Here is a 26,048-nt window from a genome sequence, read left to right on the forward strand (position 1 = left end):
GTCACTCCGGGAACGGTCCGCGCACGGACACCCCTCCGTCGAGCACGAGTTGTTGCCCGGTGACGTAGCGTGCCGCGTCCGAGGCGAGGTAGACGGCCGCCGCGGCCATCTCCTCCGACGTTCCGTAGCGTCCGGCCGGAATCTCGGGGACCCAGTCGCCGTCGCCCTCGGCCGGGTTGACGGCGGTGCTGATGGCACCGCCGGCGACGACGTTCATGCGGATGCCGTCGGCCGCGTACTCGGCGGCGACGGTGCGTGCCAGGCTGAGGAGGCCGGCTTTCGCGGCGCCGTATCCGGCCTGCTTGGGCGCGGCCATGAAGCCGGTGACGGAGCCGATGCTGACGATGTTCCCGCCTGTTCCCTGCTCCAGGAACAGGCGGAGCACGCGGCGCACGGCGCGGACGACATAGCGCAGGTTGAGGTCGTAGACGGTCTCCCAGTCCTCGTCCTCCATCTCGTGGAGCTTGACCGCGGGCACGAACGCCACCTGCCCGCCGACCACCGTGACCAGGGTGTCGAGGCCGCCGAGGCGTTCGGCGGCGCCGACGACCATCTCGTCGAGCTGTTCCCGCGAGCGGACGTCGCCGCTGACGGCGTGGGCTGTGTGTCCGGCCGCCCGCGACTCCTCCGCCGCCTCGGTCGCCCGTACGGCGTCCACGTCGGCCACCACCACTCGCGCCCCGGCGGCGGCGCAGGCACGGACGATGGCGCGCCCGATGCCGTGTCCGCCGCCGCCGAGTATCAGAACCCTTCTGCCGTCGAGCCTGGCTGCCTCGGTCATGTGCCCTCCCCTTGTGTCGAGTTGACCAAGACTAAGCGCGGCACACCCGCGGAGCGGTGGCGTCCAGGCCGAGGAGGTCGAAGTAGCTCTCGCCCAGTGCGATGTCGCGGAAGGCCTCGTCGTCGAGGTACTTGTTGATGCGGCTGGCGACCTCCAGTTCCTTCTTGTAGGTCTGGAAGTTCTTGTCGCGGGAGGCGACGAAGTCCGTGCCGGGCAGGATGCGCCCCGCGAACTGATTGAGGCGCTTCCCGCTTGGAGAAGTATCGGTCATAGAGCACGCGCCAGCAGATGTCGAGGCCCATGTTGTCGTGGCGCCGCATGAGCCGCCGCAGGATGTCCACGTGCCGTCAGGGGGATGTTCCGCTCGCGCAGCTTGTGCATGAACGGTGCCCAGCCCGCGATGTCCTCGGAGTCCCGGGTTCGTGGGCGTTGTTGAGCAGCGCCTGTTTGACGAGGTTGACCTCGCCCATCCACCGGAACCGCCCGGGGTACTCGTCCTCCAGCAGTTGCATACGCCGCAGCACATGACCGTCTACTCCGAGCAGGGCTTCGACGCCCGGCCAGCGCTGCGCGCCGCGGTCGTCGGGAACGTCCTGGTGACCGCGGTGACGAAGCCGGGCGAGAACACTCCCAGCGCCGTGTCCGGCTACTCGCTCGACGGCAGGGGACGGTTGTGGCGCACCGGGACCGACGGGGCGGTCTCCTCGTCAACCCGCGCGGGACCGGCGCCATGCCGCCCCTCGTCGGGGTCGGCGACTGACCCCCGCACATGGGCGGGGCCGCGGCTGTGGTGGCCGCGGCCCGTGCCGCTGATGGGGATGGTGGGTGGTTCGGTGGGGTGAGGGGGTGGGCCGCCCGTGCCGTCAGACCTGGTTGGCGCCGCCGTCGACGTACATCTCGGTGCCGGTGACGAAGCTGGCCTGGTCGGTGGCGAGGAAGAGGACGAGGTTGGCGACCTCTTCGGGGCGGCCCATGCGGCCGAGCGGGACACCGGCGGCGAGGTTGTCGCGCAGTTGCGCGGCCTGTTCGGCGTCGGGGGCGAGGCCGTCGATGCCGGGGGTCCGGATGGGGCCGGGGGAGACGGTGTTGACGCGGATGTTGCGGCCGCGCAGTTCGTTGGCCCAGGTGCGGGCGAGCGAGCGGACGGCGGCCTTGGAGGCGCCGTAGACACCGAAGGCCTCGTTGCCGACGGTGGCGGCGGTGGAACCGGTGAGGATGACGGAGGCGCCGTCGTTCAGCAGGGGCAGCGCCTTCTGGACGGTGAACACGGTGCCCTTGACGTTGGTGCCGAAGGTGGCGTCGAAGTGCTGTTCGGTGACCTGTTCCAGGGTGGCGAACTCGCCGCCGCCCGCGTTGGCGAAGAGCACGTCGATACGGTGTCCGGCGTCGGCGACGGTGGCGTAGAGCCGGTCGAGGTCGGCAAGGTCCGCGCTGTCGGCCTGGACGGCGGTGACCTTCCCGCCGATCTCCTTCACCGCCAGGTCCAGCGTTTCCTCGCGGCGTCCGGTGATATAGACGTGCGCGCCCTCGGCGGCGAACCGCTGCGCGGTGGCCAGTCCGATGCCGCTCGTGCCGCCGGTGACCACGGCCGTCTTGCCGTTCAGCTGTCCCATGACTCGCTCCTGGGGTTGAGGGGGGATGCGGCGTGAGGGCCGCACCCCCTGTTCGGTTCAACGTTCAATGAATGTAGTTCGAGAAAGATGACGTGTCAACCATCTAGATGACACGTCATCTATGTGCATGGGTGTGTGCGGGTGTGGGGGGGCGGACAGGTGGGCCTGGAGGTCGTGCGGTCGGCCGGGGCGGTGTGTCAGCGCCAGCCGAGCCCCGGAGCGACGTGCGTCAGGATGCTCTCGATCACATGCGCGTTGTACTCGACGCCGAGCTGGTTGGGCACCGTGAGCAGCAGGGTGTCGGCGGCGGCGACCGCCTCGTCCGCGGCGAGCTGCTTCACGAGCACGTCGGGCTCGGCCGCGTAGGACCGGCCGAAGATGCTGCGCGTGTTGGCGTCGATGTAGCCGATCTGGTCCTCGGAGTTCCCGTCCCGGCCGAAGTACGCGCGGTCACGGTCGTCCACGAGCGCGAAGACGCTGCGGCTGACCGACACCCTCGGCTCCCGGGTGTGCCCCGCGGCCCGCCACGCCTCGCGGTAGGCCTCGATCTGCTTGCGCTGCTGCACGTGGAGCGGCTCGCCGCTCTCGTCGTCTTTCAGCGTCGAACTCTGCAGGTTCATCCCGAGTCCGGCCGCCCAGACCGCGGTGGCGTTGGAGCCGGAGCCCCACCAGATGCGCTCGCGCAGACCCTCGGAGTGCGGCTCGATCCGGAGGAGTCCCGGAGGATTGGCGAACATCGGCCTGGGGTCGGGCTCGGCGAAGCCCTCGCCGGTCAGTACCTCCAGCAGCCTCTCGGTGTGCGCACGGGCCATGTCGGCATCCGTCCCGTCCTGCGGAGGCGTGTGACCGAAGTGCCGCCAGCCGTCGACCACCTGCTCCGGGGAGCCCCGGCTGAGGCCGAGCTGGAGCCGGCCGCCGGAGATGAGGTCGGCCGCGCCCGCGTCCTCCGCCATGTACAGCGGGTTCTCATAGCGCATGTCGATCACGCCCGTGCCGATCTCGATCCGCCGCGTGCGCGCGCCGATGGCCGCGAGCAGGGGGAACGGTGAGGCGGCCTGTCGGGCGAAGTGGTGCACGCGGAAGTAGGCGCCGTCCGCGCCCAGCTCCTCGGCGGCGACCGCCAGGTCGATCGACTGGAGCAGGGAGTCCGCCGCGGAACGCGTCTGCGAGTGCGGGGAGGGCGTCCAGTGTCCGAAGGACAGAAACCCGATCTTCTTCATGCAGCCTTCAACACCGTGCGGGCCGATTCATTCCGGCGTCAGGCGTCACGCGTCAGGCGTCAGGCCGGCGGTGGGCGGCGGATGCGTCACTGACCGGTGTCGATCTCCCGGAGGACCGTGTCCGTGATCTCCGCGAGCAGCGTGATCTGCCCGAGGGTGAGGTGGTCGAGGAAGAGGCGCCGGACGTCCTCGACGTGCCGCGGCGCGGCGGCCTCCATGGCGGCGCGGCCCGCGGGCGTGACCACGACGACCGACCCGCGCCCATCGTCCGCGCACTCCTCGCGGGCGATGAGGCCGCGCTTGGCCATCCGCGCGAGGTGGTGGGACACCCTGCTCTTCTCCCAGCCGAGGACCTTCGCGATCTCCAGGATGCGCAGCCGGTCGTCGGGCGTGCGGGTCAGCTCCGCGAGCACCGAGTAGTCGGTGGCGGACAGTCCGAACTCGCTCTGCAGTGTCCGGCCGGCCTGGTTGACCAGCAGGTCGTGCATCCGCAGCATGCCGCGCCACGCCTGTTCCTCGACCGGGGTGAGCCAGCGGGGTGCTTCAGTCATGGGCCCACCCTATGAGAAGGCTGACGCTTCCCCGGGCAACGGGTCTGCCCGCTTCGCTCCTCCGGTGTGCCCTGTCTCAGCGGGCCAGCGGGCCAGCGGGGCAAGGGCCCGCCACTCCTTGAGGGGCAATCCCCTGTCCGCGCTGATGGCGTGCAGGGCGACATGTGTGGCACCGGCGTCCAGGTGCGAGCGCACACGTTTGTCGATGGCGTCCAGGTCTCCCCAGGCGACGACCGCGTCGATGAGCCGGTCGCTTCCTCCGTTCGCCAGGTCGTCCTCGGTGAAGCCCTGCCGCAGCAGGCTCTTGGCGTAGTGGCCCATGCCGATGAACGGGGCGAGGAAGCCGCGCGCCGTGGCGCGGGCACGAACCGGGTCCTCGTCGACGACGACCGCCTGGTACGGGGCGAGGAGCGGGCCCGGGCCCAGGATGTCCCGCGCGGTGGCGGTGAAGTCGGGTGTGACGAGGAAAGGATGGGTGCCCGCGCTGCGCCGGCCTGCCAGTTCGGTGAGCTTGGGACCCATGGCGGCGACGAGGCGCTCGTCCGCGGGGACGGGCTCGGCGTGGGCGTCGAGGGTGTCGAGGTAGCCGTTCAGGGCGGCCAGGGGGCGGTAGGTCCCGCCGGCGCGCTCGGCGGAGGCCGCGTCGCTGACGCCGAGGCCCAGGAGGAGCCGGTGCCCGTACGTGCGGCGCAGTCGCGCGTGACCGTCCGCCATGTCGTCGGCGGTGTGCCGCCAGATGCTCAGGACGCCGGTGACGACCGCGGCGTTCTCCGTGGCGCGCAGGAGCCGCTCGGCGTCGCCGAGGATGTCCCCGCCGCCGAGGCCGGGAATCCACAGCGCGCCCCAGCCTGCCTGGTCCAGCTCGGCAGCGGCCTCGTGGATCTCGACGGGGCCGGGGTGCAGGCGTAGTTCTGGACTCCAGATGCCGGTCGTGCCGATGTTCATGGTCGGCCCCTTTCTCGCGGTCCGCGTGCGGGCCGGCTTTACGTGGCGTGCCTAAACCATAGGAGGCAGGTTGGTGACACGTCAACTATATGCGGGATGTGCACCCGCGCTCACCGGGAGGTGGACGAGCCGCCTGCCGGAACGGTGGAACGGCGGAACGGCCCACCCGCCCCGCCCCGCACGAGCGGCAACAGGGTGGGCGGTGATCACCGGCTGGCCGACGTCCTGCCCGCGGCCCATCGCGGCGCGGCCCGACGTAAGTTGTGGTGCGTACGCTCCATTGATGTGCGCCCGCACGGTCGACTGCGTGGCGCTCTACGCGGCGGAGGAGAGAGGAAGTCATGAAGCACATCAAGCTCGGTGACTTGGAGGTGGCCCGGATCGGGCTGGGCGCGATGGGTATGTCCCACGCCTACACCGGCGCGGGCAGCGATGACGCCGAGTCCGTCCGCACCCTGCACCGCGCCCTGGAACTGGGCGTCACCCTGATCGACACCGCCGAGGTCTACGGCCCGTACACCAACGAGGAGCTGGTGGGGCGGGCGCTGAAGGGCCGTCGCGACGAGGTGGTGCTTGCCACCAAGTTCGGCCTGATCTCCCACACCGGCCGCGAAGGCGGCACCGACAGCAGCCCCGCCAACATCCGCAGCGCCGTCGAAGGCTCTCTGACGCGGCTCGGCACCGACCACATCGACCTCTACTACCAGCACCGCGTCGACCCCGGCACGCCCATCGAGGATGTCGTGGGGACCCTGGCCGAGCTGGTCGCGGAAGGCAAGATCCGCCACATCGGCCTGTCCGAGGCCGGGCCGGAGACCATCCGCCGCGCCCACGCCGTCCACCCGGTGGCCGCCGTGCAGTCCGAGTACTCCCTGTTCACCCGTGACCCCGAGGCACATGTGCTGCCGGTGCTGCGCGAACTGGGCATCGGTCTCGTCCCGTTCTCCCCGCTCGGCCGCGGTTTCCTGACCGGGACGATCCGCTCGACCGAGCAGTTCGCCGCCGACGACTTCCGCGCCGACAACCCCCGTTTCACCGCGGAGAACTTCGAGCACAACCTGCGGCTGGCCGATCAGGTCGCGGAGATCGCCGCCGAGATCGGCGTCACCCCGGCGCAGGTCGCGCTGGCCTGGCTCCTCGCCCAGGGCGAGGACGTCGCGCCCATCCCCGGCACCCGGCGCGTCGCGCGCGTCGAGGAGAACGCCGGTGCCGACGCGGTGCGGCTGTCCGCCGAGCAGCTCGACCGGCTCACCGGCCTCCCGCCGGCCGCGGGCGACACCCACAACGAGGCCCAGATGCGCTTGATGGAGCGCTGAGAGCGACGCGGGTCCGGTCGACCGGTGCGGGCCCGGCCGGGATGTCGGCCGGCCGGGCCCTCGGCGCCGTGGGCGGACGGTAGGCGCCGCCGCGCGGATCAGGTGCCGGGCTTGCGGCCGTAGACGAAGACGTCGTCACCGTTGCGCAGCAGGGACCAGTACTTCTTCGCGGCGGTCTTCGTCATGTTGACGCAGCCGTGCGAGCCGGGCGGGTTCCACATGCTGACGCCGACGGAGTGGAACGCCTGGCCGCCGTCGAAGAACTGGCTGTAGGGCATGGGGACGTTGTAGATGGTCGACACGTGGTTGATGTGCCGCCAGTAGACCTTCTTCAGGCCGGTGCGGGTCTCGTAGCCGTTGCGGCCGGTGCGGACGGGGACGGGCCCGTAGACGAGGTTCCTGCCGTCCTGGATCCAGCTGATCTGGAGCGTCAGGTCGACGCAGGCTATGCGTCCCTTGTTCACGGGGCACTTGCCGCTCTTGTTCGGCTTGTTGCCGACGGCCTTCTGCTTGTTCATGAGGTTCATGACGCCCCAGGTGACCGGGCCGGCGTAGCCGATGGTCGGGGTGACGCCGTGTTTGCTCTGGAAGGCCCTGATGGCCCTGCAGTCGGCGGCGGACTGCTTGCCGTCGACCGGGCGGCCGAGGAACTTCTCCACCTGCTTCTGATACGGGCCGCGCTGTGTGGTGCAGCTGCTCGCGGCCTGCGCCGGCGATGCTCCGAGCGTCAGTGTCAGCGGTGCGACGAGCCCGGTGATCCCGAGGGCGGCGGTGCCCCATCTGCGGAAGTCCCCCATGACAGCCTTTCCTTTCCCTGTGCCGCGTCTGTCCTGCGACCGGACGCGCGTACGTGACCTGCGATCGGCCGTGGTCCCGCACAGACAGACCCGGGGAAGCCCCGACTGGTTGTACCGCCGCGAAGCCTGGGACGAAATGGTGACAACGGCATCGCGGACCACACTCGTCGCGCCCGAGCAGTCGGAGCCGCGCGGAAGCCGTCGCGGAGGGTGACGGCGCACCTTCGTATCCTTGCCGCATGATCACTGGTTCCGCGCCGGAGGACGTCACCCTGCGTCGACTCCTTGCCTACGACGAGGACGGCATCCTGCGCCTGATGCTGGCGCCCGCGGGTCAGGACGTCGTCGTGCGCGGCCTGGTCATCGGTGACGAGAGCGCCGGGCGACCGCACGACGGGCGTGTCGTCCTGGTGGCGGGGCCGGGCACGGACGCCGGGGCGACGGCGTCCGCCGTACGACAGGCCGCCCGGCGGGGCGCCGCCGCGGTCGTCGTCAGAGGCCGTGGCGACGCGCCGCTGCCCGAGGAGGTCGTGGCGGCGGGGCGGGAGACCGGCATCGCCGTCCTTGAGCGCGCCGAGTGGGCTGACTGGGCCGAGACCGCCGAACTCCTGCGCTCCGCCCTGGCGTTCGCGGCCGCGGGCACCGGCGAGCGGCTCGCCGGCGACATCGCGGGCGGCGGTCTCGCCGTGCTGGCGCAAGAGGTCGCCCGGTACTGCCGGGCCTCCATCACCGTCGAGGACACCCAGTTCCGCCTCCTCGCGCACTCCGCGACCAGCTCCGCCGCCGACCCGGAGCGCACGTCGACGATCCTCGGCGGGAAGGTGCCCGAGGGCCGCGTCGCGCGCCTGCGCAGCAGCGGGCTGCTGCGTGCCCTGTGGACCTCCAGGGACGTCATCCACCGCCCGGCCGACGGCGACGACCCCGAGCGCCTGATCGTCGCCATCCGCAGCGGCGCCGAGATGCTCGGCTCCATCTGGGCCGCGGCCGACGGGAGCAGGTTCTCCCCGGACGCCGAGGAGGCGCTGCGGCGCGCCGCCGAGGTCGCCGTGCCCCATCTGCTCCAGCACCGTCTGCGGACGGCCGTCAACCGGCGGCGGGAGGAGCACGCGCTGCGCGGTCTGCTGTGTGGAGAGGGGGACGTCGACTCGCACCTGTGGTCGCTGGGGCTGGCCCCCGAGACGCCCTGCGCGGTGGTGGTCGCGGAACGGGACCACCCGTCGGGTGATGCCACCGAACGCAGCCTCCAGGCCCTGTGGTTGCAGGCGACGGCCCACCGTCCCGATGTCCGCGTGCTACGGGAGAGCGACCGGATCACCGTGCTGCTGCCGCTGCCGGACGGGGCCGAGCGGGACGCGCCGGCGCTTGCCCGCGAACTCGACTCCCTGGCCACCGCTCTGCCCGACGCGCCGGCCGTCTGGATCGGGGCCGGGCATGTGGTCTCGACTCCGCTGGAAGCCGCGGACTCCTGCGAGCGGGCCCGGCTGGTGGTCCGCGCGGTACGGGCGCGGGCGGCGCGTACTCCTGATTCCGCCGCTCCTCCCGTGCGGTACGCGGGGCACGCCGATGTGGCGCACACGGTGACCGTGCTGCGGGTGCTCGATGCGGTCCGGCCGGTGTGGCGGCGGCACGGCGGGCCCGTCCATGACCTGTTCGTGGCCGACCTCGCCGCCGGAGGAGAACTCGTCCGCTCGCTCTCCGCCTACCTTGACGCGGGCGGAGACGTGCCGCGCGCCGCGCAACGGCTCGTGCTGCACCCCAACACACTGCGCTACCGGTTGAAGAGGGCGCGCGAGCGCTTCGGGATCGACCTGGACGACCCCGACACACGGCTCGTCGTCACCTTGGCGGTGCGCCTGGCCGACACCGTCAGCGACAGCGACACCGACAGCGACATCCGCACCGATGGGCACGGCCACGGCCTCGGCCCCGGCCACGGCCCCGCCGACGACGGCCGCGCGCCGTAAGCCACTCGACTCATGTGACCGTTTTATGCCGGTGTTCGTTCGGGAGGGCAGAAATCCGCCGCACCTTTGTCCGGGCGCACGAAGACGTGGAGCTCACCGACGCAGGAGGCTCGTGCCACTTCCCCCGTACCCACGACGAAAGTCGGCACGTGAACGCGAACCTTGACGTCGTCTCGCCCGCGACAGCGCACACGAGTGTGCTCGCCCCGTCCGCCGAGCGGGCCTCCCGGGTCCTGCGGCACGCGCTCGACCGCGAACTGCTCGACGCGCAGCAACCGGTCGCCGGGTTCCTCGACACCGACGGCATCAAAGACACCGTCCAAGCCCTGCACGCGGCCTTCGAGGCAGTCCCCGACGTTCTGCACACCTTCGCGGTCAAGGCGTCCTCGCTCGTTCCGGTGCTGCGGCTCCTCGCCGAGCAGGGCATGGGCTGTGAGGTGGCGAGCCCCGGTGAACTGCGACTCGCCCTCGACGCCGGGTGCGCCCCGTCGCGCATCGTCCTGGACTCACCGGCGAAAACACATGCGGAGATCGGCGAGGCGCTCGCCCTGGGCGTCGCCCTCAACGCCGACAACCTCGACGAACTCGACCGCATCGACGCGCTGCGGCCCGCCGACTGCGCCTCGGTGATCGGGTTGCGGGTCAACCCCCAGGTCGGCGGCGGCTCCATCGGCGCGATGAGCACGGCGACGCCGACCAGCAAGTTCGGTGTGGCGCTGCGCGACGAGGGGGCCCGCGACCGCGTGCACCAGGCGTTCGCCGAGCGGCCCTGGCTGACCCGTCTGCACGCCCACGTCGGCTCGCAGGGCTGCCCGCTGGAGCTGATCGCCGAAGGCATCGCCGAGACGTACCGGCTCGCCGAGGAGATCAACGACCGCCTCGGACGCCGGCAGATCACCAGCCTCGACATCGGCGGCGGTCTCCCGGTGAACTTCGCCGACGACAGCGTGCGCCCCACCTACGAGGACTACGTCACCGCGCTGCGCGCCGCCGTCCCCGGCCTGTTCGACGGGCGCTACGGCCTGGTCACCGAGTTCGGCCGGTCGCTGCTGGCCAAGAACGGGTTCATCGCGGCCCGCGTCGAGTACGCCAAGGAGGCGGGCGGCCGGCGGATCGCCGTGACGCACGCGGGCGCGCAGACCGCGACCAGGACGGTCCTCATGCCGGGCGCCTGGCCGCTGCGCGTGGGTGCCTTCGGCGCGGACGGGCAGCCGAAGAGCGGGCCCGCCGTGGCCCAGGACGTGGCGGGGCCCTGCTGCTTCGCCGGGGACATCGTCGCCGAGGCGTGCGAACTGCCCGCCCTGGAGGAAGGCGACTTCGTCGTCCTGTACGACACGGGTGCCTACTACTTCTCGACGACGTGGGCGTACAACAGCCTGCCCCGCCCGGCCGTGCACGGATACGTCATCGACGGCGCGACAGTGCGGTGCGCGCCCGTGCGCGACGCGCAGACGCTCGACGAGATCGCCGCGGAGAGCGGCGTACGGCACGCAGACCAACTGCTCGCGCTGAGCGGCGCGCAGCGTCTCGCCTGACCGGACGAGACGCTCGCCCCGCGCGGGACGCGGCCCCTCTCCTGACCTGCCCGTACACGTCTCTGCGTCGCCCCTACTCGCGTTCCGAGGACCAGCCATGACCGTGTCCGCCGCCAACGGCACCCACACCGACACCCCGCCACGCCGCCCGGACCCGCGCCGCCGCACCGTCACCCTGGTGGCCGCGACCGCAGCCCTCGCAGCCGCCCTCGTCGTGGGACTGTGCACCCAAGGGCCCACCGCGTGGGGCCTGTTGCCGATCGCGTTGTACGCCGTGCTCGCCCTGACCGGCACGGACCTCGTCGTCGTCACCGCTCTCGCGCTGGTCAGCTCCGTCCTCGTCGCGCTGCCCGCGCCCGGCGAGGCGGGCCGCGTCCTCGCCACCTCGGTGACCGACCCGGTCACGGTCATCGGCGTGATCATCGTGTTCGGGGCGGCCACCGGCGAGGTGCTGCGCGTCACGGGCGTCGCCGACGCGCTCGTACGCGGCATCATGCGGATCGCCGACGGCCACGGCAGAACAGCGCTCATGTACGGCATGACGCTCGCCTGCCTCGTCCTCGTCGCCGCGCTCGGCACCCTCGCCGGAGCCCTCGCGATCGCGGCGCCGCTGCTCGTACCGGTCGCCGCCCGCGCCGGGTTCACCCGGTCGGCGACGGCCGCGACCATGTTCCTCGGCGGCTGCGCGGGCCTCGCCCTCGCACCCTTCGCCGGTTCGAACATCGCCATCATGAACACCGCGGACGTCGGCTACCTCACGTACGTCACTGTCGGCGCGGGCCCCCTCGCGCTGCTCTCCCTCGCGCTCGCGGCCGTCGTCGTGCCGTGGGTGCAGCGCAGCAGTGCCGCCCGCGACGACTTCTACCGGGCCGACGAGGTCACCGAGCCGGGTGAGGGCGGCAGCGGGGACAACGACGGAGACGTGGACACCGGCGAGACCTCCGCGGCCCGGACCCGGCGCGCGACCTGGGCGTTCGGGCTGACGCTCGCCGTCACCGTCGTCTATGCCACCGTGGCCAAGGCGGGTACCACCTTCCCGTTGATCGCGCTGCCCCTGATGGCGCTGGTGACGGTGGCGGCGGCAGGGCTCTCTCCGCGGCGCGCGGGGGCCGCGCTGCTCACGGGGGCGCGCCGCATGCTGCCCATGCTGGCGCTGTTCTGGATGCTGGCCGCCCTGTTCGGCTTCATCGATCTGCTCAAGCCCTACGACGTCGTCCTCGACACCTTCGGACCGCAGCTGTCCCACATGGCGGCCTTGCCGTTCGCGCTCGCTGTCGCGGCCCTCGGATGGGTCGGCGTGCCCGGCGCCACCGCCGCCCAGGTCATCCTCATCGGTGAGGTGTTCGGGCCGCTGGGCACCGAGCTGGGTATCGGCCCCGCCGCATGGGTGATCGTTCTGCTGTGGGCCTCCAAGGCGGACACCTACGGCCCGCTGCCCAACGCCAACATGGTCGGCGCCATGGGCCTGGCCCGCGCCGACCGGCTGCCCTATCTCCTCGGCACCGGCTGGGCGCTGCTCATACCGGCGTGTGCGATGTACACGGTGCTGCTGACGCTGATGCTGTGACGTACTCATCGACACGCCGCAGTTCCCTTGGGCCTTCCCCACCTACAACCCCTCCCGGACGCCCCCGAAAGTGAGCCACTCATGCCCGAGCAGTCCACCCCGTACGACGTCCTGATCACCGGCGGCACGGTGCTCGACGGTACGGGCGCGGCCCCGCGCCGCGCGGACATCGCCGTACGCGGGGACCGCATCGTCCACGTGGGGGAGCCCGGCACGGCGGCGTCCGCCGCGACGGTGCTCGACGCGACCGGCCTCACGGTCACCCCGGGCTTCATCGACCTGCACTCCCACGCCGACTTCTCCGTCCTTGCCATGCCCGACGCCGAGGCGTGCCTGCGGCAGGGCGTGACGACCGTCGTCACCGGAAACTGCGGACTGTCCCCGTTCCCGGCGGCCGTCGCCGAGGAGCCGGCCTCCGCGGGCCCCGGCACGCTCGCGGGCGCCCCGTGGCGCGACCTCGACGCCTTCGCGGCCGCCGTGGACAAGGCCCGCCCCGCGCTCAACGTCGCTCCGCTCATCGGCCACGGCGCCCTGCGCACCGCCGTCATGGGTACCGAGCGCGCGCCCGCGACACCGGCCGAACTCGACGCCATGCGCGCCCTGCTGACGACCGCGGCCGCGCAAGGGGCGTTCGGCATGTCCACCGGCCTGATCTACGCCCCCGGCTCCTTCGCGAGCACCGACGAGATCCTGGCGCTGGCCCGTGAGGCCCGCGGCCACGACCTGCTCTACGCCACCCACATGCGCGACGAGGGGGACCACCTGATCGAGGCCGTGCGGGAAGCGCTCGACGTGGCGGCCGCGTCCGGCGTCCGCCTGCAGATCTCCCACCTCAAGGCGATGGGCCCGGCCAACCACGGCAAGGTGGAGACGGCCCTGGAGATGATCGACACGGCGACCCGCGACGGACTGGACGTCGCCTGCGACGTCTATCCGTACACCGCGTCCTCGACCCGCCTGACCTCCCGGCTGCCCGACTGGGCCATGGACGGCGGCCCCGCCGCGCTCCTGGAACGCCTCGCCGACCCGGAGACCCGCGAGCGGGTCCTCGCCGACCTCCGTCCGGCCGTGGGGCGCACCTTCCTGCCCGAAGGGGTCGTCCTCGCCATGCTGGGCCCGGGCCGCTACAGCGACCGGATCGGCGACAGCATCGCCGACATCGCCAGGGACGAGAACACCGAACCGGCCGCCGCCGTCCTGGACGTCCTGGCCGCGCACCAGGGCGAGGTGATGATCGTCAACCACGCCATGGCGGAAGCCGACGTCGACACGGTCCTGCGCCACCCCTCCAGCGCTGTCGCCAGCGACGGCTGGGTCCTGCACGCACCCGGGGACGGCCACCCCCACCCCCGCAACTTCGGCACGTTCGCGCGCGTCATCGCCCGCTACGTCCGCGAGGCCCGGGTCCTCGAACTCGCCGACGCCGTCCGCAAGATGACGGCACTGCCCGCGTCCCGCCTCCCGCTGCCGGACCGCGGCACCCTGGCCCCGGGTCAGGCAGCGGATCTCGTCGTGCTCGACCCGGCCGCCGTGACGGACCGCGCGACGTTCGCCGACCCGTGGCAGTACGCGACCGGCGTGCGCGACGTACTGGTGGCGGGGGAGTGCGTACTGCGGGGCGGAGAGCTGACGGGGGCACGCCCGGGACGCACCCTGCGCCGGACCGCCGACCCCGCCACCTCACTGTGACCGCCCCCTTGCCGGGGTGGCGGCCGGCCCTCACCTTTTCGGGGTGGCGGCCGGCCCTCAGCCGGTCTTGTGCTGCAGGTACTGGGAGAGCGCCGTGCCCGGGCGGAAGGCGGCTGTTTCACCGTCCATGTGGAAACTGCCGAAGCTGCCCACGGTGACGGTCTCGTGCCTGCTCAGCGCCTCGGCGATCGAGCCCGGGTGCTCGACGGTGCCGAAGAGGGAGTCGAGGACCTGCTCGACGTCGTCGGAGGTGAGCCGGCCGTCCTTCGTCCCGTTCGCCGCCGCGTCGGTGGTCGTCTCGACGAGCTGCTTCTTGTCCATGCGTCCTGCCTGACAGTTGAAGACGTGGTTGTTAGGCCACTATGGGTGCGCCCGGCGGTCGGCGCACTTCCTGACCGGCACACGCACTCAGGCCCCGTCCCGCCGTGCAGGCCGCGCTCGCCGTGCCTGTCGCACGAGGGTCCGCGTCTCGCGGTCGACCTGCTGGGCCTCGCCGGTGCGTACGACGATCACGGGGACGGCGGCCTCCGGGCCGCTGACCATGACGGCCGGGCCGTCTGTGGTCGCGTCGTCGGCGGTCGCGTCGTCGGGGACGCGCAGGCCGCCGGTCACACCGAGCGCGGTGAGCCGCGCACACACCTCCTCGCGTACCTCCGGCTGGTCCTCGCCGATCTCGCCGGTGAGGACCAGGGCGTCGAGCCGGTCGAGGGAGGCGGCTGTGCCGGCGATCCCGCGGCGGCAGTGGTGGGTGAAGACGTCCAGCGCGAAAGCGGCGCGCTCGTCGCCGTCGGCACGGGCCCGTACGAGGTCGCGGGTGTCGTCCGACGTGCCGGACAGCGCGAGCAGACCGCCCTCGTGGTTGAGCGCGTCGTCGATGTCCTCGGCGGACAGGTGATGCCTGGTCTGCAGCCAGGTCAGGGCGCCGGGGTCCACGCTGCCGCTGCGGTGGCTCATCACGAGCCCCTCCAGTGGGGTGAACCCCATGGTGGTGTCGACGCTGCGACCGTCGCGCACCGCGCAGGCGGAGCAGCCACCGCCGAGGTGCGCGAGCACCACGTGCAACTGGTCGGGACGCCGGCCGAGGAGCTCCGCCGCCCGGTCGAGCGCCCAGGCGTAGGACAGGCCGTGGAAGCCGTAGCGGCGCACCCCGTACTCCTCGCGCCAGCGGGCGGGCACCGCGTACTCCCGGGCGGCGGCGGGCAGGCCGGCGTGGAAGGCGGTGTCCAGGCAGGCGGCGTGCGGGACGTCCGGGAGCAGATCCCTGGCGGCGTCGAGCACGGTCAGCGCGGGCGGGACGTGGAGCGGTGCCAGGTCGGCCGCACCGTCCAAGGCCTCGCGCACGCGGTCGTCCACCAGCACGTGGTCCCGCAGGCCGGGGCCGCCGTGGACGAAACGGTGCCCGACCGCCACGGGCGCCGGGGCATCGCGCAGCAACTGCCGCAGAAGGCGGGGAGCGTCGTCGCCGGGCGCGGAGGAACTGTCGCGTTCGGCCAGGACGCCCAGGTCGTCGTCGAAGACGGTCAGGTGCAGGCTCGACGAACCGGCATCGACCACGAGGATGGGACCAAGAGGTTCGGACGCAGTTTCTTCAGACACGGTCCACCTGTACCCAGTGATGTCGCGTCATGCCGCATGATCCCGCGCGATGCCGACGGCTGTTCAGTTAGTGTCCGCGTCGTCCGTGGCGCGGCCGGAGGGGAGAAGCGCGCCGATGTCGGCGGGCAGCGCCGCGGTCAGCTTCTCCATCAGCTCCGGGGTGAGGGCGGCGTCGAGCACCTCCAGGACAGCCGCGGTCTGCCGCAGCGCGGTCTCCTCGTCCGTCGCCCCGCGACCGGCGACACGGCCTGCGAACACGGTGAGGTCGAACCGCTTGCCCGACGTTTCGGCGTCCCCGTCGGCGGAGGCCTCCGTCTGCGGCCGCAGGACGGTGGCCAGGGTCGGTGGCAGCTGGGCGGCGATGTGCTGGGCGAGGCCGGACGGCAGCCGTTCGGCCAGCGTCTCCAGGACGGCCCGCGTCGCCTGCTCGGCCGTTCCCCGGTCCGGCAGCTGCGCGAGCGCCTGTACTTTGCCGATGATCTCGTCGTGGTGCATGAGGTCGATGTCCTTCCTCGCAGGCGTACGGCGCAACAGGTGAGACCGGTGCCTGCCGGCGCGGTCAGGGGAGGAACTTGTCCAGGGCGGCCCGTCCCTCGGTGGCCAGCTTGTGCTCGGCCCAGGCGAGGTTCGCCGGGGTGACGTCACGTCCGGCGGCCAGCACCAGGTCCTCGGCCGAGACCTCACCCTCGGTCCCGGTGTGCGTGACCGCGTCAGGGGTGGTGAGGTCGGGCTGAGGGGTCGAGTCGGAGCGCTCGTTCACGGAAGTCCTCCTGTGTTGCTCGGCGGGGGTGGGGTCACCCGGTGGAGTGCGGGTTCGTCGTATGCTCGCGGCCTCGGCGCGGGCACCGGCGGGAACGGTGAGCTCCCTTCACCCCACACGGCGCCACGGTGCGCCGCAACCCGGGCGCGACGAGCGGAAGGCGGACGAAGGACGTGGAAGCCATGCACCCCGATGACGTCGAGGCCCCTGTCATCCGAAGCGCCGAACCCGGGTCCTTCGCCAGGAGCGTCCTTGCCGAGCGGCACCCGGCCCTCATCCAGAAGGTCCGCGACGCCTTCCCCTACGGGCCGGAGCAGCACAGGGCACTGGACGCACTCCTCGAGCAGGCGACGCACGGCGTGATCGAACCCCTCCCACCCGGCGCACATGACGCGTCGCCATGGCAGGCCTGGGGACGCGACCACTTCGGCACGTCCTGGTTCGACGCGCCGTTCCTGTGGGCGGAGAGCTACTTCTACCGACAGCTCCTCGAGGCGGTGGGCTACTTCCGTCCGGGGCCCTGGCAGGGCATCGACCCCTTCCGGCCGTTCAAACAGGCGGAGCTGCACACCGAGGAGGCCGACGCGGAACTCGCCGCTCTCGACCGGCTCGCCCCGCTGTCCCCGGACGACCAGGCACAGGCGCTGCTCCTCAGTTCCCTGTGGGGCAACCGCGCCGACCTCGGCTTCCGCATCTCCGAGGGGGGTGCGGGCGATGCGGGCGGCGCGGGCGATGCGGGCGCGGCAGAGGCCGGCTCCCGGCTCGTCGCGGACGACTCCGCGCTGCTGTGGTCCCTGCTGACGGCCGGGACCCCGGCCACCGTGTGCCTGGTCGCGGACAACGCGGGCCGCGAACTCCTGCCCGACCTGATCCTCGTCGACCATCTGCTCCGGCACCGGCTCGCCGAACGAGTGATCATGCACGTCAAGCCGTACCCGTACTACGTGTCCGATGCCATGACCAGCGACGTCATCGACTGCCTCCGCCGCCTGCGGTCGGCCGGCGGTGAGGCGTCGCAGGTGGGCGAACGGCTGTGGACCGCGATGAGCACCGACCGGCTCGTCGTCCGCACCCACGCCTTCTCCTGCGCCCCGCTCCCGTACGCGGACATGCCCGACGACCTGCGCGCCGACTTCGCCGGAGCCGCGCTGACGGTGTTCAAGGGCGACCTGAACTACCGGCGCTTGGTCGGGGACCGGCTGTGGCCGCCGACCGCGTCCTTCGCCGGGCGCACCGCCTACTTCCCCGGCCCGGTGGCCGCACTGCGCACGCTCAAGTCCGATGTCGTCGTCGGCCTCGACGCGTCCACGGAGGTGGCGCTCGTGGCCGGGTTTGGGCAGAAGTGGCGTACGAGCGGCACGCACGCGGTCGTCCAGGTCCGGCGTTGAGCCTCGCGGTGCCCCCGGCTCGACTACAGTGCGGCGGCAATACGGGCCGGTAGGAGGGGCAGGTACGACGATGGCGGTGTTCCGCACGGACGACGGCATACAGATCGCGTACGAGGTGTACGAGGGCGGGTCGCGCGGGCCGGGCCTGCCGCTGGTCCTGCTGCACCACGGCTTCATCGCCTCGGGGCGGACCAACTGGGAGATGCCGGGCATCATCGACGCGCTGACGACGACGGGCCGACGCGTCGCCACCGTCGACGCACGCGGCCACGGCGCATCGGACAAGCCGCACGATCCCGCCCTCTACGGCGAGGCCAGGATGGCGCGGGACGTGACAGCCCTGATCGACCTGCTCGACGAGCCCTCCTACGACCTCGTCGGCTACTCCATGGGCGCGATCGTCTCCCTGCTCACCGCGGTCCGCGACCGGCGGGTGCGACGCCTGGTCGTGGGCGGCGTCGGTGCCGGTGTGGTGGAGTGCGGCGGCGTCGACACCCGGGTGATCGGTGGACAGGCGCTCCAGGACGCCCTGCGCACGGACGACCCCGGGTCGGTCACCGATCCGAGGGCTGCCGAGTTCCGCGCGTTCGTCGACGCCATCGGCGGCGATCGGCTCGCCCTCGCCGCGCAGGCCGCCGCGGCCCATGCCGAGCCCATCCCACTGGAGGCGATCTCCGCACCCGCGCTGGTCGTCGCCGGCCGCGAAGATCCCCTCGCCGTCCGCCCGGAAGCACTGGCTACGGCGCTCCCGCGTGCGACCCTGCGGACGGTCGACGGCGATCACCTCGGGGCGCTGCGTGCCCCGGAGTTCACCGGCGCTCTCGTCGAGTTCCTGAACAAGGATTCGGTGCTGTCGGCGACTGCCTGAGAATCTTTGCCGCAGGGCCGCGATGAGTTCGGCGCGGCACGCCGGTCTACCCGCTGACACCACTCGAAGCGGAGGAACCACTGCCATGGCGAAGCTCATCTCCACACTGTTCACCTCGGCCGACGGCGTGGCCGAGATCGACCCGGACTGGCACTTCCCGTACTTCGACGAGAACATGGGCCGCGCCGTCTCCGAGGACTACGACACGTCCGACGTGCTGCTCATCGGCCGCGAGACCTACGACAGCTTTGCCGGGGCCTGGCCCGGGCGTGAGGCCGCGGGCGGGGACGACGCCCCGTTCGCGAAGCAACTGGGGGACGTGCGCAAGGTCGTCGTCTCGCGGCGGCCGCAGGAGTTCACCTGGCGCAACTCCGAGCTGATCGAGGGCGACCTCGTCGAAGCCGTCACCGCGCTCAAGGCCGACCCCGGCGTCCGGGGCATTCTCGTCCCGGGTTCGCTCTCGGTCGTGCAGCAGTTGCTCGCCGCCGGACTGATCGACGAACTGCGCCTGCTGGTGCACCCGGTGGCGGCACGCAAGGGCCGCGGCCTGTTCGACGAGGGCGATGCGCCGTACCACCTGCGCGTGACGGCCACCAAAGTGTTCCCGACCGGAGTGATCCGCGTGATCTACACGCCGGCCGAACCGCCCAAGGAGGCCGGTTACGACGAGGCCAAGGGAAAGATCGGCGGTGATGCATCCGCGTGATGCCGCCTGGCGCGGGCCATGGGCCGCCCCTCGGTGAGAAGTCTGGCCAGTCGGGCGAACCGGCGCGATGCTCAGGGGCAGCATCGCGCCGAGGGGGACCCATGAAAGCCATAGCCCAACGCTCGTACGGCGACGTCACCGGCTTGGAGCTGCGGGACGTGGACCGACCCGCGGCCCGCGACAACGACGTGCTGGTACGGGTGCGCGCCGCTGGGATCGATCCGAGCATCCTGCACCTCATGACGGGGAAGCCCTACATCGCCCGCGTCGCCCTGGGCCTGCGCAAGCCGAGGAACCCGGTACGCGGCTGGGACTTGGCCGGAGTGATCGAGACGGTCGGCGCGAAGGTGACGGATCTCAGGCCGGGCGACGAAGTGTTCGGCAGCGGCGACGGTTCGCTGGCCGAGTACGCCCGCGCCCGCGCCGACAGGATCGCGCCCAAGCCCGAAGGCCTCACCTTCGCACAAGCCGCGGCTCTGCCCGTCTCGGGCGTCACCGCGCACCAAGCCCTCAGCGGCAAGGCACGTCCGCGACCGAAGCAACGGGTACTCGTCATCGGCGCCTCGGGCGGCGTGGGGAGCTACGCCGTCCAGCTCGCCGTCTCCTACGGGGCCGAGGTCACCGCCGTCTGCGGCCCCGGCAGAGCGGACTTCGTCCGGACCCTGGGCGCCACCGACACCGTCGACTACACCTCGCGGGAGATCACCGACGGCAAGCACCGGTACGACATCGTCCTCGACGCCGCAGGCAACCGCCCGCTGTCGCTGCTGCGCCGCGCCCTAGCTCCCCGAGGCGTTCTCGTCATGGTCGGGGGAGAAGGCGGCGGCCCCTGGACCGGCGGTCTGGGCCGTCAGCTCCACGGCTACGCGCTCTCCCCGTTCGTCGGCCAGACACTGCTCAGCCTGATCGCGACAGTGCGCCGCAAAGACCTGCTGGCTCTCAAAGGACTGGCGGAGGACGGCACGATCGCACCCGTCATCGACCGTGCCTATCCGCTGTCCGAAGCCGTCACCGCGATCAAGCACCTGGAGACGGGACGCCCGCAGGGCAAGATCGTCGTGACCGTATGAACACCGGGCGCGCGCAACAGTCAGTCAGGCGCGGACATCAAGAGGTGAGAATCCGGGCCTTCTCCGCGGCGAACTCCTCGTCCGACAGCACTCCTTGGGCCTTGAGATCGGCCAGCGCGCTGAGCTGGGAGACGCGGTCCATGGCCGGAGCGGCCTGAGCCGCGGGTGCCTGTGGCGGGGCGGCCTGCGCGGCCCCCTGGTCCCTCCACGCCTGCTGCTGCGCCTGCGCGTCCATCTGACGCTGCATCTCACGCTCGCCCATCCGCCGGTTCACCCGGTTCGAGACCGCGGTGGCGGTCGCGGAGATGGCCGCGGTGCGGGCCACCGTGCCGAGCAGGCCGGGGCGTCCGAATCGCTGAGGCATGTCGTCGTGTCCCTTCGTGACGTCTCGCGGATCAAGTCTCGAGGACCAGATCTCGCGCATCAGGTTTCCTGGATCAGGTCGGGTCCGGGCCGTCGGCGCCCTGCGGCACCGATGTCCGGGGTGCGCCGGAGTCGAGCGCGGCGATGGCGTCCAGGACGATGTCCCTTGGGATGCGTTCCAAGAGCAGCAACTCGCCGTGGGAGCGCCTGAGCGCCGTGGTCAGCCGGGCCGCCCACGTGTTCTCCCAGGCGACGATCAGCGCGGCGGAGTCGCTCGGCAACTGGTCCGCGACGGCCCGCAGGTCCTCGTCGCTGAGCAGGTCGAACTGCGCGTCGGCGACCTGCTGGAACGCGTCCGCCACCTCCTTGTCGGCCAGCTCGAGGACATCGACGGCGCCGTCGGCGTCTTTCCTGACGAAGGTCAGATCGAGGATGTGCACGGTGTCGCTGTTCTGCAGCTCCCGCAGGGCGGGCGCGATGTCGCCGTTGAGCTGGTTGCCCTCGAAAGCCACCACGGCGACGTCCACCGGTCCGACACGCTCTGGATCAAGACCACTGGGCACGGGCGGGACCCCCTCTTCCCGAAGTGCATCGCAGACATTACGGAGCATAAGAGGGCCGTCGTGGGATGCGCCAGCCACGGGAAGAGGTGCGCGCGTGCATGCAGCCCCATGGGCCCGGCACGTCGTTTCGCGACCCGCGCGCCCCGGCTCGGGGCTCTGCTCAGCGCCTCGTCCCGTATGTCGTCAGGACCACGCCGCCGGGGAACGGCCGGGTCTCCAGGAGGTCCAGCTCCACCCAGCCGTCCAGTGCGCTGAAGAAGGGCGTGCCGCCGCCCACCAGGACCGGGTGCGTGGCGATGACGTACTCGTCGATCAGCCCGGCGCGCATGGCCGCCCCGGCGAGTGTCGCACCGCCGATGTTGATGGGGTCGCCGTCCTCGGCCTTGAGCCGGGTGATCTCGGCGATCGCGTCCCCGGTGACCAGGCGCGTGTTCCAGTCGACCTTGTCGATCGTCGAGGAGAACACCACCTTGGGCGTGTCCCGCCAGTTCCGCGCGAACTCGATCTCCGCCGGGGTGGCACCGGGTTGCTGGTCGCCGGTCGGCCAGTGGGAGCTCATCGTCTCCCAGAGCTTGCGCCCGTACAGGGTCAGACCGCTCGCCCGCTCCTGGTCGAGCCACCACTGGAACAGCTCGTCGCTCGGCGGTCCGCCCCAGGTGATGTCGTCACCGGGCGCGGCGATGTAGCCGTCCAGGGACTGGTTCATGCCGTAGATCAATTTCCGCATGGCGGAGCCTTCCGTCCGGGAGTGTCCGACGTGTAGACCAGGGTGGCGGGAGAAAGTCATCGGTGTGCGCCATGATCTCGCCAGGGGTCTCCGTACGGGCTGGAACGAGGAAGCACAGGTACATGTACCGAGTAAGGGGCGGGTGGCAGGCGCTTCTCGCCGTCACCGTCCCTGCCTTCCTTGCCGCAGGAGCGATCGGCTGCGACGCGGAGCAAGCGGAATCTCCGTCCGCGTCGGACTCCGCTCCGGGCGCCGCGTCGAAGTCCGCGCCGGATTTCGCTTCGGACGAGGGGCAGATCATCGGCTCGTGGAAGAACAAGGCCGGTGACTGGATCACCTTCGGCAAGGGAGGCAGAGGCACCCTCTCCGATGGCGCGCAGCTCCAGCTCAGCGAGCTGATGGACAAGGCCGACACGAAGCCCGTATGCCCTTTCTCCTGGGGCGTCGACACCGTCCCGGCGGGCGGCGACACCTGGGTCTCGGTCACCTTCGCGGCGGGGGAGTGCGGACCGGTGCCGGGCGAGTTCGGCCTGTACCGCTATCACGAGGAGAGAACCGGTGCGTTGCGGCTTTCGCCGGCCGTGGAGTCCCCGGAGTCCGGTGAAATCTACGTGCGCACGGAAGCGGCCCAGTAGGTTGGGCAACCGGCGCTCATGAACGGCCGCGTACGACCGACCAACGCGCTGAGGCGCGGGTGTGACCATGACCGGCAGATGCGAGGAGTGGACTCCGTGACCAGCGACGCACACCCCGATGAGCTCCGCGACAGGATCGACACCAGCCGGCCGCACACGGCACGCATCTGGAACTACTGGCTGGGCGGCAAGGACAACTACCCCGTGGACGAGGCGGCGGGCGAGCAGATCCGGAAGCTGCATCCGGGCATCGTCGACTACGCCCAGGCCGACCGGGCGTTCCTGGGGCGTGCGGTCCGGTATCTGACCGAGGAGGTGGGGATACGCCAGTTCCTGGACATCGGCACGGGCCTGCCGACCGTCGACAACACCCACGAGGTCGCCCAGCGCATCGCCCCCGAGTCGCGCATCGTCTATGTGGACAACGACCCTCTTGTCCTGCGCCACGCCCAGGCGCTGCTCACCAGCGCCCCGCAGGGCAGGACCGACTACATCGACGCCGATCTCCGTGACGTCGATCAGATCCTGGAGCACGCCGCCAGGACTCTGGACCTCAGTCGGCCGGTGGCTCTCGTCCTGCTCGGCGTAGTCATCTTCGTGGCGGATGACGAGGACCCGTACGGTGTCGTCCGGCGCCTGCTCGACGCCCTGCCCCCGGGCAGTCACCTCGTGCTGTCCCACACCATCACCAGCCCGGCCATGCCGGACGTCGACGCCGCCGTCGCGTTCTGGAACGAGAACGGCACCCCGAGGCTGAACCAGCGGACGCCGCAGCAGGTGGAGCGCTTCTTCGACGGTCTGGAGCTGCTGGAGCCGGGGGTCGTCTCCTGCTCCCGCTGGCGTGTGGAGGGCGGCCTGGCGGGCGAGGAGCCCGAGGAAGTGGCGATGTTCGGCGGGGTCGGCCGCAAGCGGTAGCCGGGGGCGAGGCTTCCGCCTTCCGCCTTCCGCCTTTCGCTGTGGTGAGTGACCTGATCAGCCGGCTGCCGCGGTGTCGGGCACCTTCTCCAGCTGCTTGGCCTCATCCGCGTCCGGCTCGGAGGCCAGGAGCTTCTCCGCGCGGTGGTCGATGTTGCGGGTGAGGGCGATCTGAGCCAGTCCGAACGCGACGGCGTAGGCCATCACATCGTGCCAGGAGGCGGGGGCCTTGATAACCGGCAGCCAGCTCGTGCCCACCAGCAGCAGTCCGATCAGCGCGGTCAGGGCACCGATGGGGAGCTTGATCAGTTCCTGGTAGAAGGGCAGGTTGTACGGGTTCCAGCTGCCGCCCATCTTCTGCAGGCGTCCCATGACGTGCATGGCCGCGCCGAGCACACCGAGGAGCATGACCAGGCAGACTTCGCGGAGGCCGCACTCTCCCTCGCCAGGACAGTTGTTGGTGCAGACAGGTATCGCCCCCGTGTTCCGCCACGCCACGACGAGGGTCACGAGGAGAAGGAGCGACAGGGTGCCGCCGGTCCGAATGAGCCGGTTGCGGAAATTGCGACTGCGGACGGCGCGCTCCTCCTGCACCGCGTAGGCCGCTTCCAGGAGGGCCGCGACGGCTGTGGGCAGACGGTCGTCTCGCGGTTTGTTGCGGCGCCTGAGTCGCTCGACGAGCTTGAGGCGCGGGTCCCTCTGACAGATCGGGCCCGCCAGGGCGAGCACAGCGTCGACCCGGCTCCATACCCGGGCGGGCTCCGACAGGGTGACGATGGCCACGTCGGCGGCATGCAGACATGCCTGCGTTCCCTCGTAAGCCTGCCCGTTCCACCAGCTGCTCAGCCGGCGGGGCGCAGCCCGTTGTCCGGTGGCCTGCTGGATGTAACCGTCGGCTGCGGCGAGAAGCTCCTCCGCTCCTGCTCGGAACTCCGCTTCCAGAATTCCGTCGCGACTCAGGCGATCCCGTTGCACGCGCGTGGCCTTGTACTCGTACCGCAGAACGCGCAGGCGGATGCCCGCACGGTGCACCCAGGTGTTGGCCTTGAGCCGCTGTTTCGCCCGGCGGCTACGGATGGGGTGCAGCCAGGCGTTTCTGTCGTGCTTGGTCATGGTTCCCCCGTTCCGTCCTGGGCGGCGTCAGGACGGTGTGTCTCCTGTGATGTGTGCGGGGGGACGTTGTTGCCAGCACTGCTCGGATCCAGTGTCGAGGTGTCCACAACCAAGGTGGAAGGCCCGAGTGAGCCACGCCGGCATGTCGCGCCGGACCCCCGTTTGCGGAGCATGCTCCAGGAAGAGGGGGACGTCCAGCCCGGGCGACTGGCTTGACCCTCACGTGGCGTCATGCCGCATCGTCTGTGGCGTGGAGAGACACCTGACTGTGGGGCGCGTGGCCGAGTTGGCCGGCGTGAGCGTCCGCACGCTGCACCACTACGACGAGATCGGCCTCGTGCGACCGTCCGCACGGACCGCGGCCGGATACCGGGCGTACGCGGCGGGCGATGTGGAGCGGCTGCGAGAGGTGCTCGGCTACCGGCGCCTGGGCTTCGGACTGCGCGAGATCGCGGGCCTGGTGGACGACCCGGCCACCGACGCGGTCGCGCACCTGCGCCGACTGCGCGGCCTGCTCCAGGAACAGCGTGAGCGCGCAACCGCCATGGTGGCGGCCATCGACAAGGAACTGGAGGCGCGAACCATGGGGATCGAGGCGACGCCAGAGGATCAACTTGCGATGTTCGGTGCGCAGTTGTACGAAGTCATCGGCGCCGCCTACCCGGCGACACGACACACCGAGCCGCGGATCGCCGCGAGGATCTGGGATGCGCTCGGGGATGCCCGGACGGTCTTGAACGTGGGGGCCGGCACCGGTTCCTACGAGCCTCCGGACCGTGAGGTCACGGCAGTGGAACCGTCGGCGGTGATGCGGGCACAACGTCCCGCGGGGGCGGCTCGGTGTGTGGCGGCCAGTGCGGAGCGTCTGCCGTTCCCCGACCGGTCCTTCGACGCCGCGATGGCGGTCAGCACCGTTCACCACTGGCCGGACCCGGTCGCCGGGTTGCGGGAGATGCGACGGGTGGCCCGCCGGGTGGTGGTGTTCACGTACGACGCCAGTACGACGGGCTGGCTCCAGCGGTTCTGGCTCACCCGCGACTACCTGCCCGAATTCGCTGACCTGCTCACCGGATGGCCCTCGCTGGCCGACCTGACGCGCGTGATCGGGGGCCGCGCGGAACCGGTGCTCATCCCGTGGGACTGTGCCGACGGCTTCTTCGAGGCCCACTGGCGCCGGCCCGAGGCGTACCTGGACGAGCGTGTGCGCCGCGCGGTATCGGTGTGGACCCGAGTCGGGCCGCGGGCCGAGCGACGGGCGGTCGACAGCCTCCGTGACGATCTGTCCTCGGGCCAGTGGGCCGAACGCAACCGCGACTTCGTCGCCCTGGACGCAGCGGAACTGGGGCTGCGCCTGCTCGTGGCCTGA

The 26,048-nt window shown here is 71.4% G+C and carries 28 protein-coding genes; 13 read left to right on the top strand and 15 right to left on the bottom strand.

Features of this window, described 5'->3' with window-relative positions; all coding sequences use genetic code 11:
- Position 1: 1 nt before the first annotated feature.
- Positions 2-781, bottom strand: coding sequence for an SDR family NAD(P)-dependent oxidoreductase (locus N5I75_RS36930; protein ID WP_476684556.1), 780 nt, complete (start codon positions 779-781; stop codon positions 2-4).
- 31 nt (positions 782-812) lie between these two features.
- The gene (locus tag N5I75_RS36935) at positions 813-1,052 is read right to left on the bottom strand and encodes a hypothetical protein (protein ID WP_476684558.1); all 240 of its coding nucleotides are present in this window, start codon (positions 1,050-1,052) and stop codon (positions 813-815) included.
- 253 nt (positions 1,053-1,305) lie between these two features.
- Here N5I75_RS36935 and N5I75_RS36940 point away from each other — a divergent pair, with 253 nt between their 5' ends.
- Positions 1,306-1,623 (top strand): hypothetical protein, encoded by a 318-nt coding sequence (locus N5I75_RS36940; RefSeq protein ID WP_476684560.1) that lies wholly within the window; start codon positions 1,306-1,308, stop codon positions 1,621-1,623.
- 21 nt (positions 1,624-1,644) lie between these two features.
- On the opposite strand, the gene N5I75_RS36945 is transcribed toward N5I75_RS36940, so the two are convergent.
- The 4 genes from N5I75_RS36945 to N5I75_RS36960 form a co-directional block, all read right to left on the bottom strand.
- The gene (locus N5I75_RS36945; RefSeq protein ID WP_476684561.1) at positions 1,645-2,394 is read right to left on the bottom strand and encodes a glucose 1-dehydrogenase; all 750 of its coding nucleotides are present in this window, start codon (positions 2,392-2,394) and stop codon (positions 1,645-1,647) included.
- A gap of 197 nt (positions 2,395-2,591) precedes the next feature.
- Positions 2,592-3,614: an LLM class flavin-dependent oxidoreductase gene (locus tag N5I75_RS36950; RefSeq protein ID WP_476684563.1), complete on the bottom strand. Its 1,023-nt coding sequence runs from the start codon at positions 3,612-3,614 to the stop codon at positions 2,592-2,594.
- 86 nt (positions 3,615-3,700) lie between these two features.
- A complete protein-coding gene (locus tag N5I75_RS36955) occupies positions 3,701-4,165 on the bottom strand; it encodes a MarR family winged helix-turn-helix transcriptional regulator (protein ID WP_476684564.1) in 465 nt (154 codons plus the stop codon).
- A 9-nt stretch (positions 4,166-4,174) separates the two neighbouring features.
- Positions 4,175-5,110 carry a TIGR03620 family F420-dependent LLM class oxidoreductase gene (locus tag N5I75_RS36960; protein WP_476684565.1) on the bottom strand — a complete coding sequence of 312 codons (936 nt, stop codon included), beginning with the start codon at positions 5,108-5,110 and terminating at the stop codon, positions 4,175-4,177.
- A 341-nt stretch (positions 5,111-5,451) separates the two neighbouring features.
- On the opposite strand from N5I75_RS36960, the gene N5I75_RS36965 reads away from it, so the two are divergent.
- On the top strand, positions 5,452-6,426 hold the full coding sequence (locus N5I75_RS36965) for an aldo/keto reductase (protein ID WP_476684567.1): 975 nt from the start codon (positions 5,452-5,454) through the stop codon (positions 6,424-6,426).
- Between the two features lie 98 nt (positions 6,427-6,524).
- Here N5I75_RS36965 and N5I75_RS36970 read toward each other — a convergent pair whose 3' ends face one another.
- Positions 6,525-7,223: a L,D-transpeptidase family protein gene (locus N5I75_RS36970; RefSeq protein ID WP_476684569.1), complete on the bottom strand. Its 699-nt coding sequence runs from the start codon at positions 7,221-7,223 to the stop codon at positions 6,525-6,527.
- Between the two features lie 239 nt (positions 7,224-7,462).
- On the opposite strand from N5I75_RS36970, the gene N5I75_RS36975 reads away from it, so the two are divergent.
- The 4 genes from N5I75_RS36975 to N5I75_RS36990 all read left to right on the top strand — a co-directional run bounded on the left by N5I75_RS36975 (position 7,463) and on the right by N5I75_RS36990 (position 13,978).
- The gene (locus N5I75_RS36975) at positions 7,463-9,187 is read left to right on the top strand and encodes a PucR family transcriptional regulator (RefSeq protein WP_476684571.1); all 1,725 of its coding nucleotides are present in this window, start codon (positions 7,463-7,465) and stop codon (positions 9,185-9,187) included.
- A gap of 197 nt (positions 9,188-9,384) precedes the next feature.
- On the top strand, positions 9,385-10,722 hold the full coding sequence (locus N5I75_RS36980) for a type III PLP-dependent enzyme domain-containing protein (protein ID WP_476684924.1): 1,338 nt from the start codon (positions 9,385-9,387) through the stop codon (positions 10,720-10,722).
- A 97-nt stretch (positions 10,723-10,819) separates the two neighbouring features.
- A complete protein-coding gene (locus N5I75_RS36985; RefSeq protein ID WP_476684572.1) occupies positions 10,820-12,289 on the top strand; it encodes a Na+/H+ antiporter NhaC family protein in 1,470 nt (489 codons plus the stop codon).
- Positions 12,290-12,370: 81 nt separating this feature from the next.
- Positions 12,371-13,978 (top strand): N-acyl-D-amino-acid deacylase family protein, encoded by a 1,608-nt coding sequence (locus N5I75_RS36990; RefSeq protein ID WP_476684573.1) that lies wholly within the window; start codon positions 12,371-12,373, stop codon positions 13,976-13,978.
- Positions 13,979-14,035: 57 nt separating this feature from the next.
- Here the strand turns inward: N5I75_RS36990 and N5I75_RS36995 are convergent, their stop codons facing one another.
- From N5I75_RS36995 to N5I75_RS37010, 4 genes are all read right to left on the bottom strand, one after another.
- The gene (locus N5I75_RS36995) at positions 14,036-14,299 is read right to left on the bottom strand and encodes an HU family DNA-binding protein (RefSeq protein WP_476684574.1); all 264 of its coding nucleotides are present in this window, start codon (positions 14,297-14,299) and stop codon (positions 14,036-14,038) included.
- An 87-nt stretch (positions 14,300-14,386) separates the two neighbouring features.
- Positions 14,387-15,574, bottom strand: coding sequence for an acetate/propionate family kinase (locus N5I75_RS37000; protein WP_476684575.1), 1,188 nt, complete (start codon positions 15,572-15,574; stop codon positions 14,387-14,389).
- 63 nt (positions 15,575-15,637) lie between these two features.
- Complete coding sequence (locus N5I75_RS37005; RefSeq protein WP_476684577.1) at positions 15,638-16,069, bottom strand: DUF2267 domain-containing protein; 432 nt, start codon at positions 16,067-16,069, stop codon at positions 15,638-15,640.
- Positions 16,070-16,133: 64 nt separating this feature from the next.
- Positions 16,134-16,334, bottom strand: coding sequence for a hypothetical protein (locus tag N5I75_RS37010; RefSeq protein WP_476684578.1), 201 nt, complete (start codon positions 16,332-16,334; stop codon positions 16,134-16,136).
- A gap of 182 nt (positions 16,335-16,516) precedes the next feature.
- Between N5I75_RS37010 and N5I75_RS37015 the strand changes: the two genes are divergently transcribed.
- The 4 genes from N5I75_RS37015 to N5I75_RS37030 all read left to right on the top strand — a co-directional run bounded on the left by N5I75_RS37015 (position 16,517) and on the right by N5I75_RS37030 (position 20,366).
- A complete protein-coding gene (locus N5I75_RS37015) occupies positions 16,517-17,722 on the top strand; it encodes a damage-control phosphatase ARMT1 family protein (protein ID WP_476684579.1) in 1,206 nt (401 codons plus the stop codon).
- A gap of 70 nt (positions 17,723-17,792) precedes the next feature.
- Positions 17,793-18,590, top strand: coding sequence for an alpha/beta fold hydrolase (locus tag N5I75_RS37020; protein ID WP_476684580.1), 798 nt, complete (start codon positions 17,793-17,795; stop codon positions 18,588-18,590).
- Between the two features lie 85 nt (positions 18,591-18,675).
- The gene (locus tag N5I75_RS37025; RefSeq protein WP_476684581.1) at positions 18,676-19,296 is read left to right on the top strand and encodes a dihydrofolate reductase family protein; all 621 of its coding nucleotides are present in this window, start codon (positions 18,676-18,678) and stop codon (positions 19,294-19,296) included.
- Between the two features lie 101 nt (positions 19,297-19,397).
- A complete protein-coding gene (locus tag N5I75_RS37030) occupies positions 19,398-20,366 on the top strand; it encodes an NAD(P)-dependent alcohol dehydrogenase (protein ID WP_476684582.1) in 969 nt (322 codons plus the stop codon).
- Between the two features lie 37 nt (positions 20,367-20,403).
- Here the strand turns inward: N5I75_RS37030 and N5I75_RS37035 are convergent, their stop codons facing one another.
- The 3 genes from N5I75_RS37035 to N5I75_RS37045 all read right to left on the bottom strand — a co-directional run bounded on the left by N5I75_RS37035 (position 20,404) and on the right by N5I75_RS37045 (position 22,019).
- The gene (locus N5I75_RS37035) at positions 20,404-20,730 is read right to left on the bottom strand and encodes an SHOCT domain-containing protein (protein ID WP_476684583.1); all 327 of its coding nucleotides are present in this window, start codon (positions 20,728-20,730) and stop codon (positions 20,404-20,406) included.
- A 73-nt stretch (positions 20,731-20,803) separates the two neighbouring features.
- Complete coding sequence (locus N5I75_RS37040; RefSeq protein ID WP_476684584.1) at positions 20,804-21,340, bottom strand: DUF6325 family protein; 537 nt, start codon at positions 21,338-21,340, stop codon at positions 20,804-20,806.
- A 112-nt stretch (positions 21,341-21,452) separates the two neighbouring features.
- The gene (locus tag N5I75_RS37045) at positions 21,453-22,019 is read right to left on the bottom strand and encodes a dihydrofolate reductase family protein (protein WP_476684585.1); all 567 of its coding nucleotides are present in this window, start codon (positions 22,017-22,019) and stop codon (positions 21,453-21,455) included.
- A 122-nt stretch (positions 22,020-22,141) separates the two neighbouring features.
- On the opposite strand from N5I75_RS37045, the gene N5I75_RS37050 reads away from it, so the two are divergent.
- Together N5I75_RS37050 and N5I75_RS37055 are read left to right on the top strand one after the other, a co-directional pair.
- On the top strand, positions 22,142-22,654 hold the full coding sequence (locus tag N5I75_RS37050; protein ID WP_476684586.1) for a hypothetical protein: 513 nt from the start codon (positions 22,142-22,144) through the stop codon (positions 22,652-22,654).
- A 96-nt stretch (positions 22,655-22,750) separates the two neighbouring features.
- On the top strand, positions 22,751-23,569 hold the full coding sequence (locus N5I75_RS37055; RefSeq protein ID WP_476684587.1) for an SAM-dependent methyltransferase: 819 nt from the start codon (positions 22,751-22,753) through the stop codon (positions 23,567-23,569).
- A 57-nt stretch (positions 23,570-23,626) separates the two neighbouring features.
- Here the strand turns inward: N5I75_RS37055 and N5I75_RS37060 are convergent, their stop codons facing one another.
- Complete coding sequence (locus N5I75_RS37060; protein WP_476684588.1) at positions 23,627-24,682, bottom strand: hypothetical protein; 1,056 nt, start codon at positions 24,680-24,682, stop codon at positions 23,627-23,629.
- Positions 24,683-24,959: 277 nt separating this feature from the next.
- Here N5I75_RS37060 and N5I75_RS37065 point away from each other — a divergent pair, with 277 nt between their 5' ends.
- Positions 24,960-26,048 (top strand): MerR family transcriptional regulator, encoded by a 1,089-nt coding sequence (locus N5I75_RS37065; protein ID WP_476684589.1) that lies wholly within the window; start codon positions 24,960-24,962, stop codon positions 26,046-26,048.

Source organism: Streptomyces sp. R818 (assembly GCF_056172735.1).

Excerpts from the sequence above, each read along its gene's own strand:
- N5I75_RS36960 (WP_476684565.1), bottom strand. The coding sequence starts at position 5,110 with ATGAACATCGGCACGACCGGCATCTGGAGTCCAGAACTACGCCTGCAC.
- N5I75_RS36970 (WP_476684569.1), bottom strand. The coding sequence starts at position 7,223 with ATGGGGGACTTCCGCAGATGGGGCACCGCCGCCCTCGGGATCACCGGG.
- N5I75_RS36950 (WP_476684563.1), bottom strand. The coding sequence starts at position 3,614 with ATGAAGAAGATCGGGTTTCTGTCCTTCGGACACTGGACGCCCTCCCCG.
- N5I75_RS37050 (WP_476684586.1), top strand. The coding sequence starts at position 22,142 with ATGTACCGAGTAAGGGGCGGGTGGCAGGCGCTTCTCGCCGTCACCGTC.
- N5I75_RS36985 (WP_476684572.1), top strand. The coding sequence starts at position 10,820 with ATGACCGTGTCCGCCGCCAACGGCACCCACACCGACACCCCGCCACGC.
- N5I75_RS36955 (WP_476684564.1), bottom strand. The coding sequence starts at position 4,165 with ATGACTGAAGCACCCCGCTGGCTCACCCCGGTCGAGGAACAGGCGTGG.
- N5I75_RS36975 (WP_476684571.1), top strand. The coding sequence starts at position 7,463 with ATGATCACTGGTTCCGCGCCGGAGGACGTCACCCTGCGTCGACTCCTT.
- N5I75_RS37060 (WP_476684588.1), bottom strand. The coding sequence starts at position 24,682 with ATGACCAAGCACGACAGAAACGCCTGGCTGCACCCCATCCGTAGCCGC.
- N5I75_RS37020 (WP_476684580.1), top strand. The coding sequence starts at position 17,793 with ATGGCGGTGTTCCGCACGGACGACGGCATACAGATCGCGTACGAGGTG.
- N5I75_RS36995 (WP_476684574.1), bottom strand. The coding sequence starts at position 14,299 with ATGGACAAGAAGCAGCTCGTCGAGACGACCACCGACGCGGCGGCGAAC.
- N5I75_RS37040 (WP_476684584.1), bottom strand. The coding sequence starts at position 21,340 with ATGCTCCGTAATGTCTGCGATGCACTTCGGGAAGAGGGGGTCCCGCCC.
- N5I75_RS37035 (WP_476684583.1), bottom strand. The coding sequence starts at position 20,730 with ATGCCTCAGCGATTCGGACGCCCCGGCCTGCTCGGCACGGTGGCCCGC.
- N5I75_RS37005 (WP_476684577.1), bottom strand. The coding sequence starts at position 16,069 with ATGCACCACGACGAGATCATCGGCAAAGTACAGGCGCTCGCGCAGCTG.
- N5I75_RS37030 (WP_476684582.1), top strand. The coding sequence starts at position 19,398 with ATGAAAGCCATAGCCCAACGCTCGTACGGCGACGTCACCGGCTTGGAG.
- N5I75_RS36935 (WP_476684558.1), bottom strand. The coding sequence starts at position 1,052 with ATGACCGATACTTCTCCAAGCGGGAAGCGCCTCAATCAGTTCGCGGGG.
- N5I75_RS36930 (WP_476684556.1), bottom strand. The coding sequence starts at position 781 with ATGACCGAGGCAGCCAGGCTCGACGGCAGAAGGGTTCTGATACTCGGC.
- N5I75_RS37015 (WP_476684579.1), top strand. The coding sequence starts at position 16,517 with ATGCACCCCGATGACGTCGAGGCCCCTGTCATCCGAAGCGCCGAACCC.
- N5I75_RS36990 (WP_476684573.1), top strand. The coding sequence starts at position 12,371 with ATGCCCGAGCAGTCCACCCCGTACGACGTCCTGATCACCGGCGGCACG.
- N5I75_RS36940 (WP_476684560.1), top strand. The coding sequence starts at position 1,306 with ATGACCGTCTACTCCGAGCAGGGCTTCGACGCCCGGCCAGCGCTGCGC.
- N5I75_RS36945 (WP_476684561.1), bottom strand. The coding sequence starts at position 2,394 with ATGGGACAGCTGAACGGCAAGACGGCCGTGGTCACCGGCGGCACGAGC.
- N5I75_RS37045 (WP_476684585.1), bottom strand. The coding sequence starts at position 22,019 with ATGCGGAAATTGATCTACGGCATGAACCAGTCCCTGGACGGCTACATC.
- N5I75_RS37025 (WP_476684581.1), top strand. The coding sequence starts at position 18,676 with ATGGCGAAGCTCATCTCCACACTGTTCACCTCGGCCGACGGCGTGGCC.
- N5I75_RS36965 (WP_476684567.1), top strand. The coding sequence starts at position 5,452 with ATGAAGCACATCAAGCTCGGTGACTTGGAGGTGGCCCGGATCGGGCTG.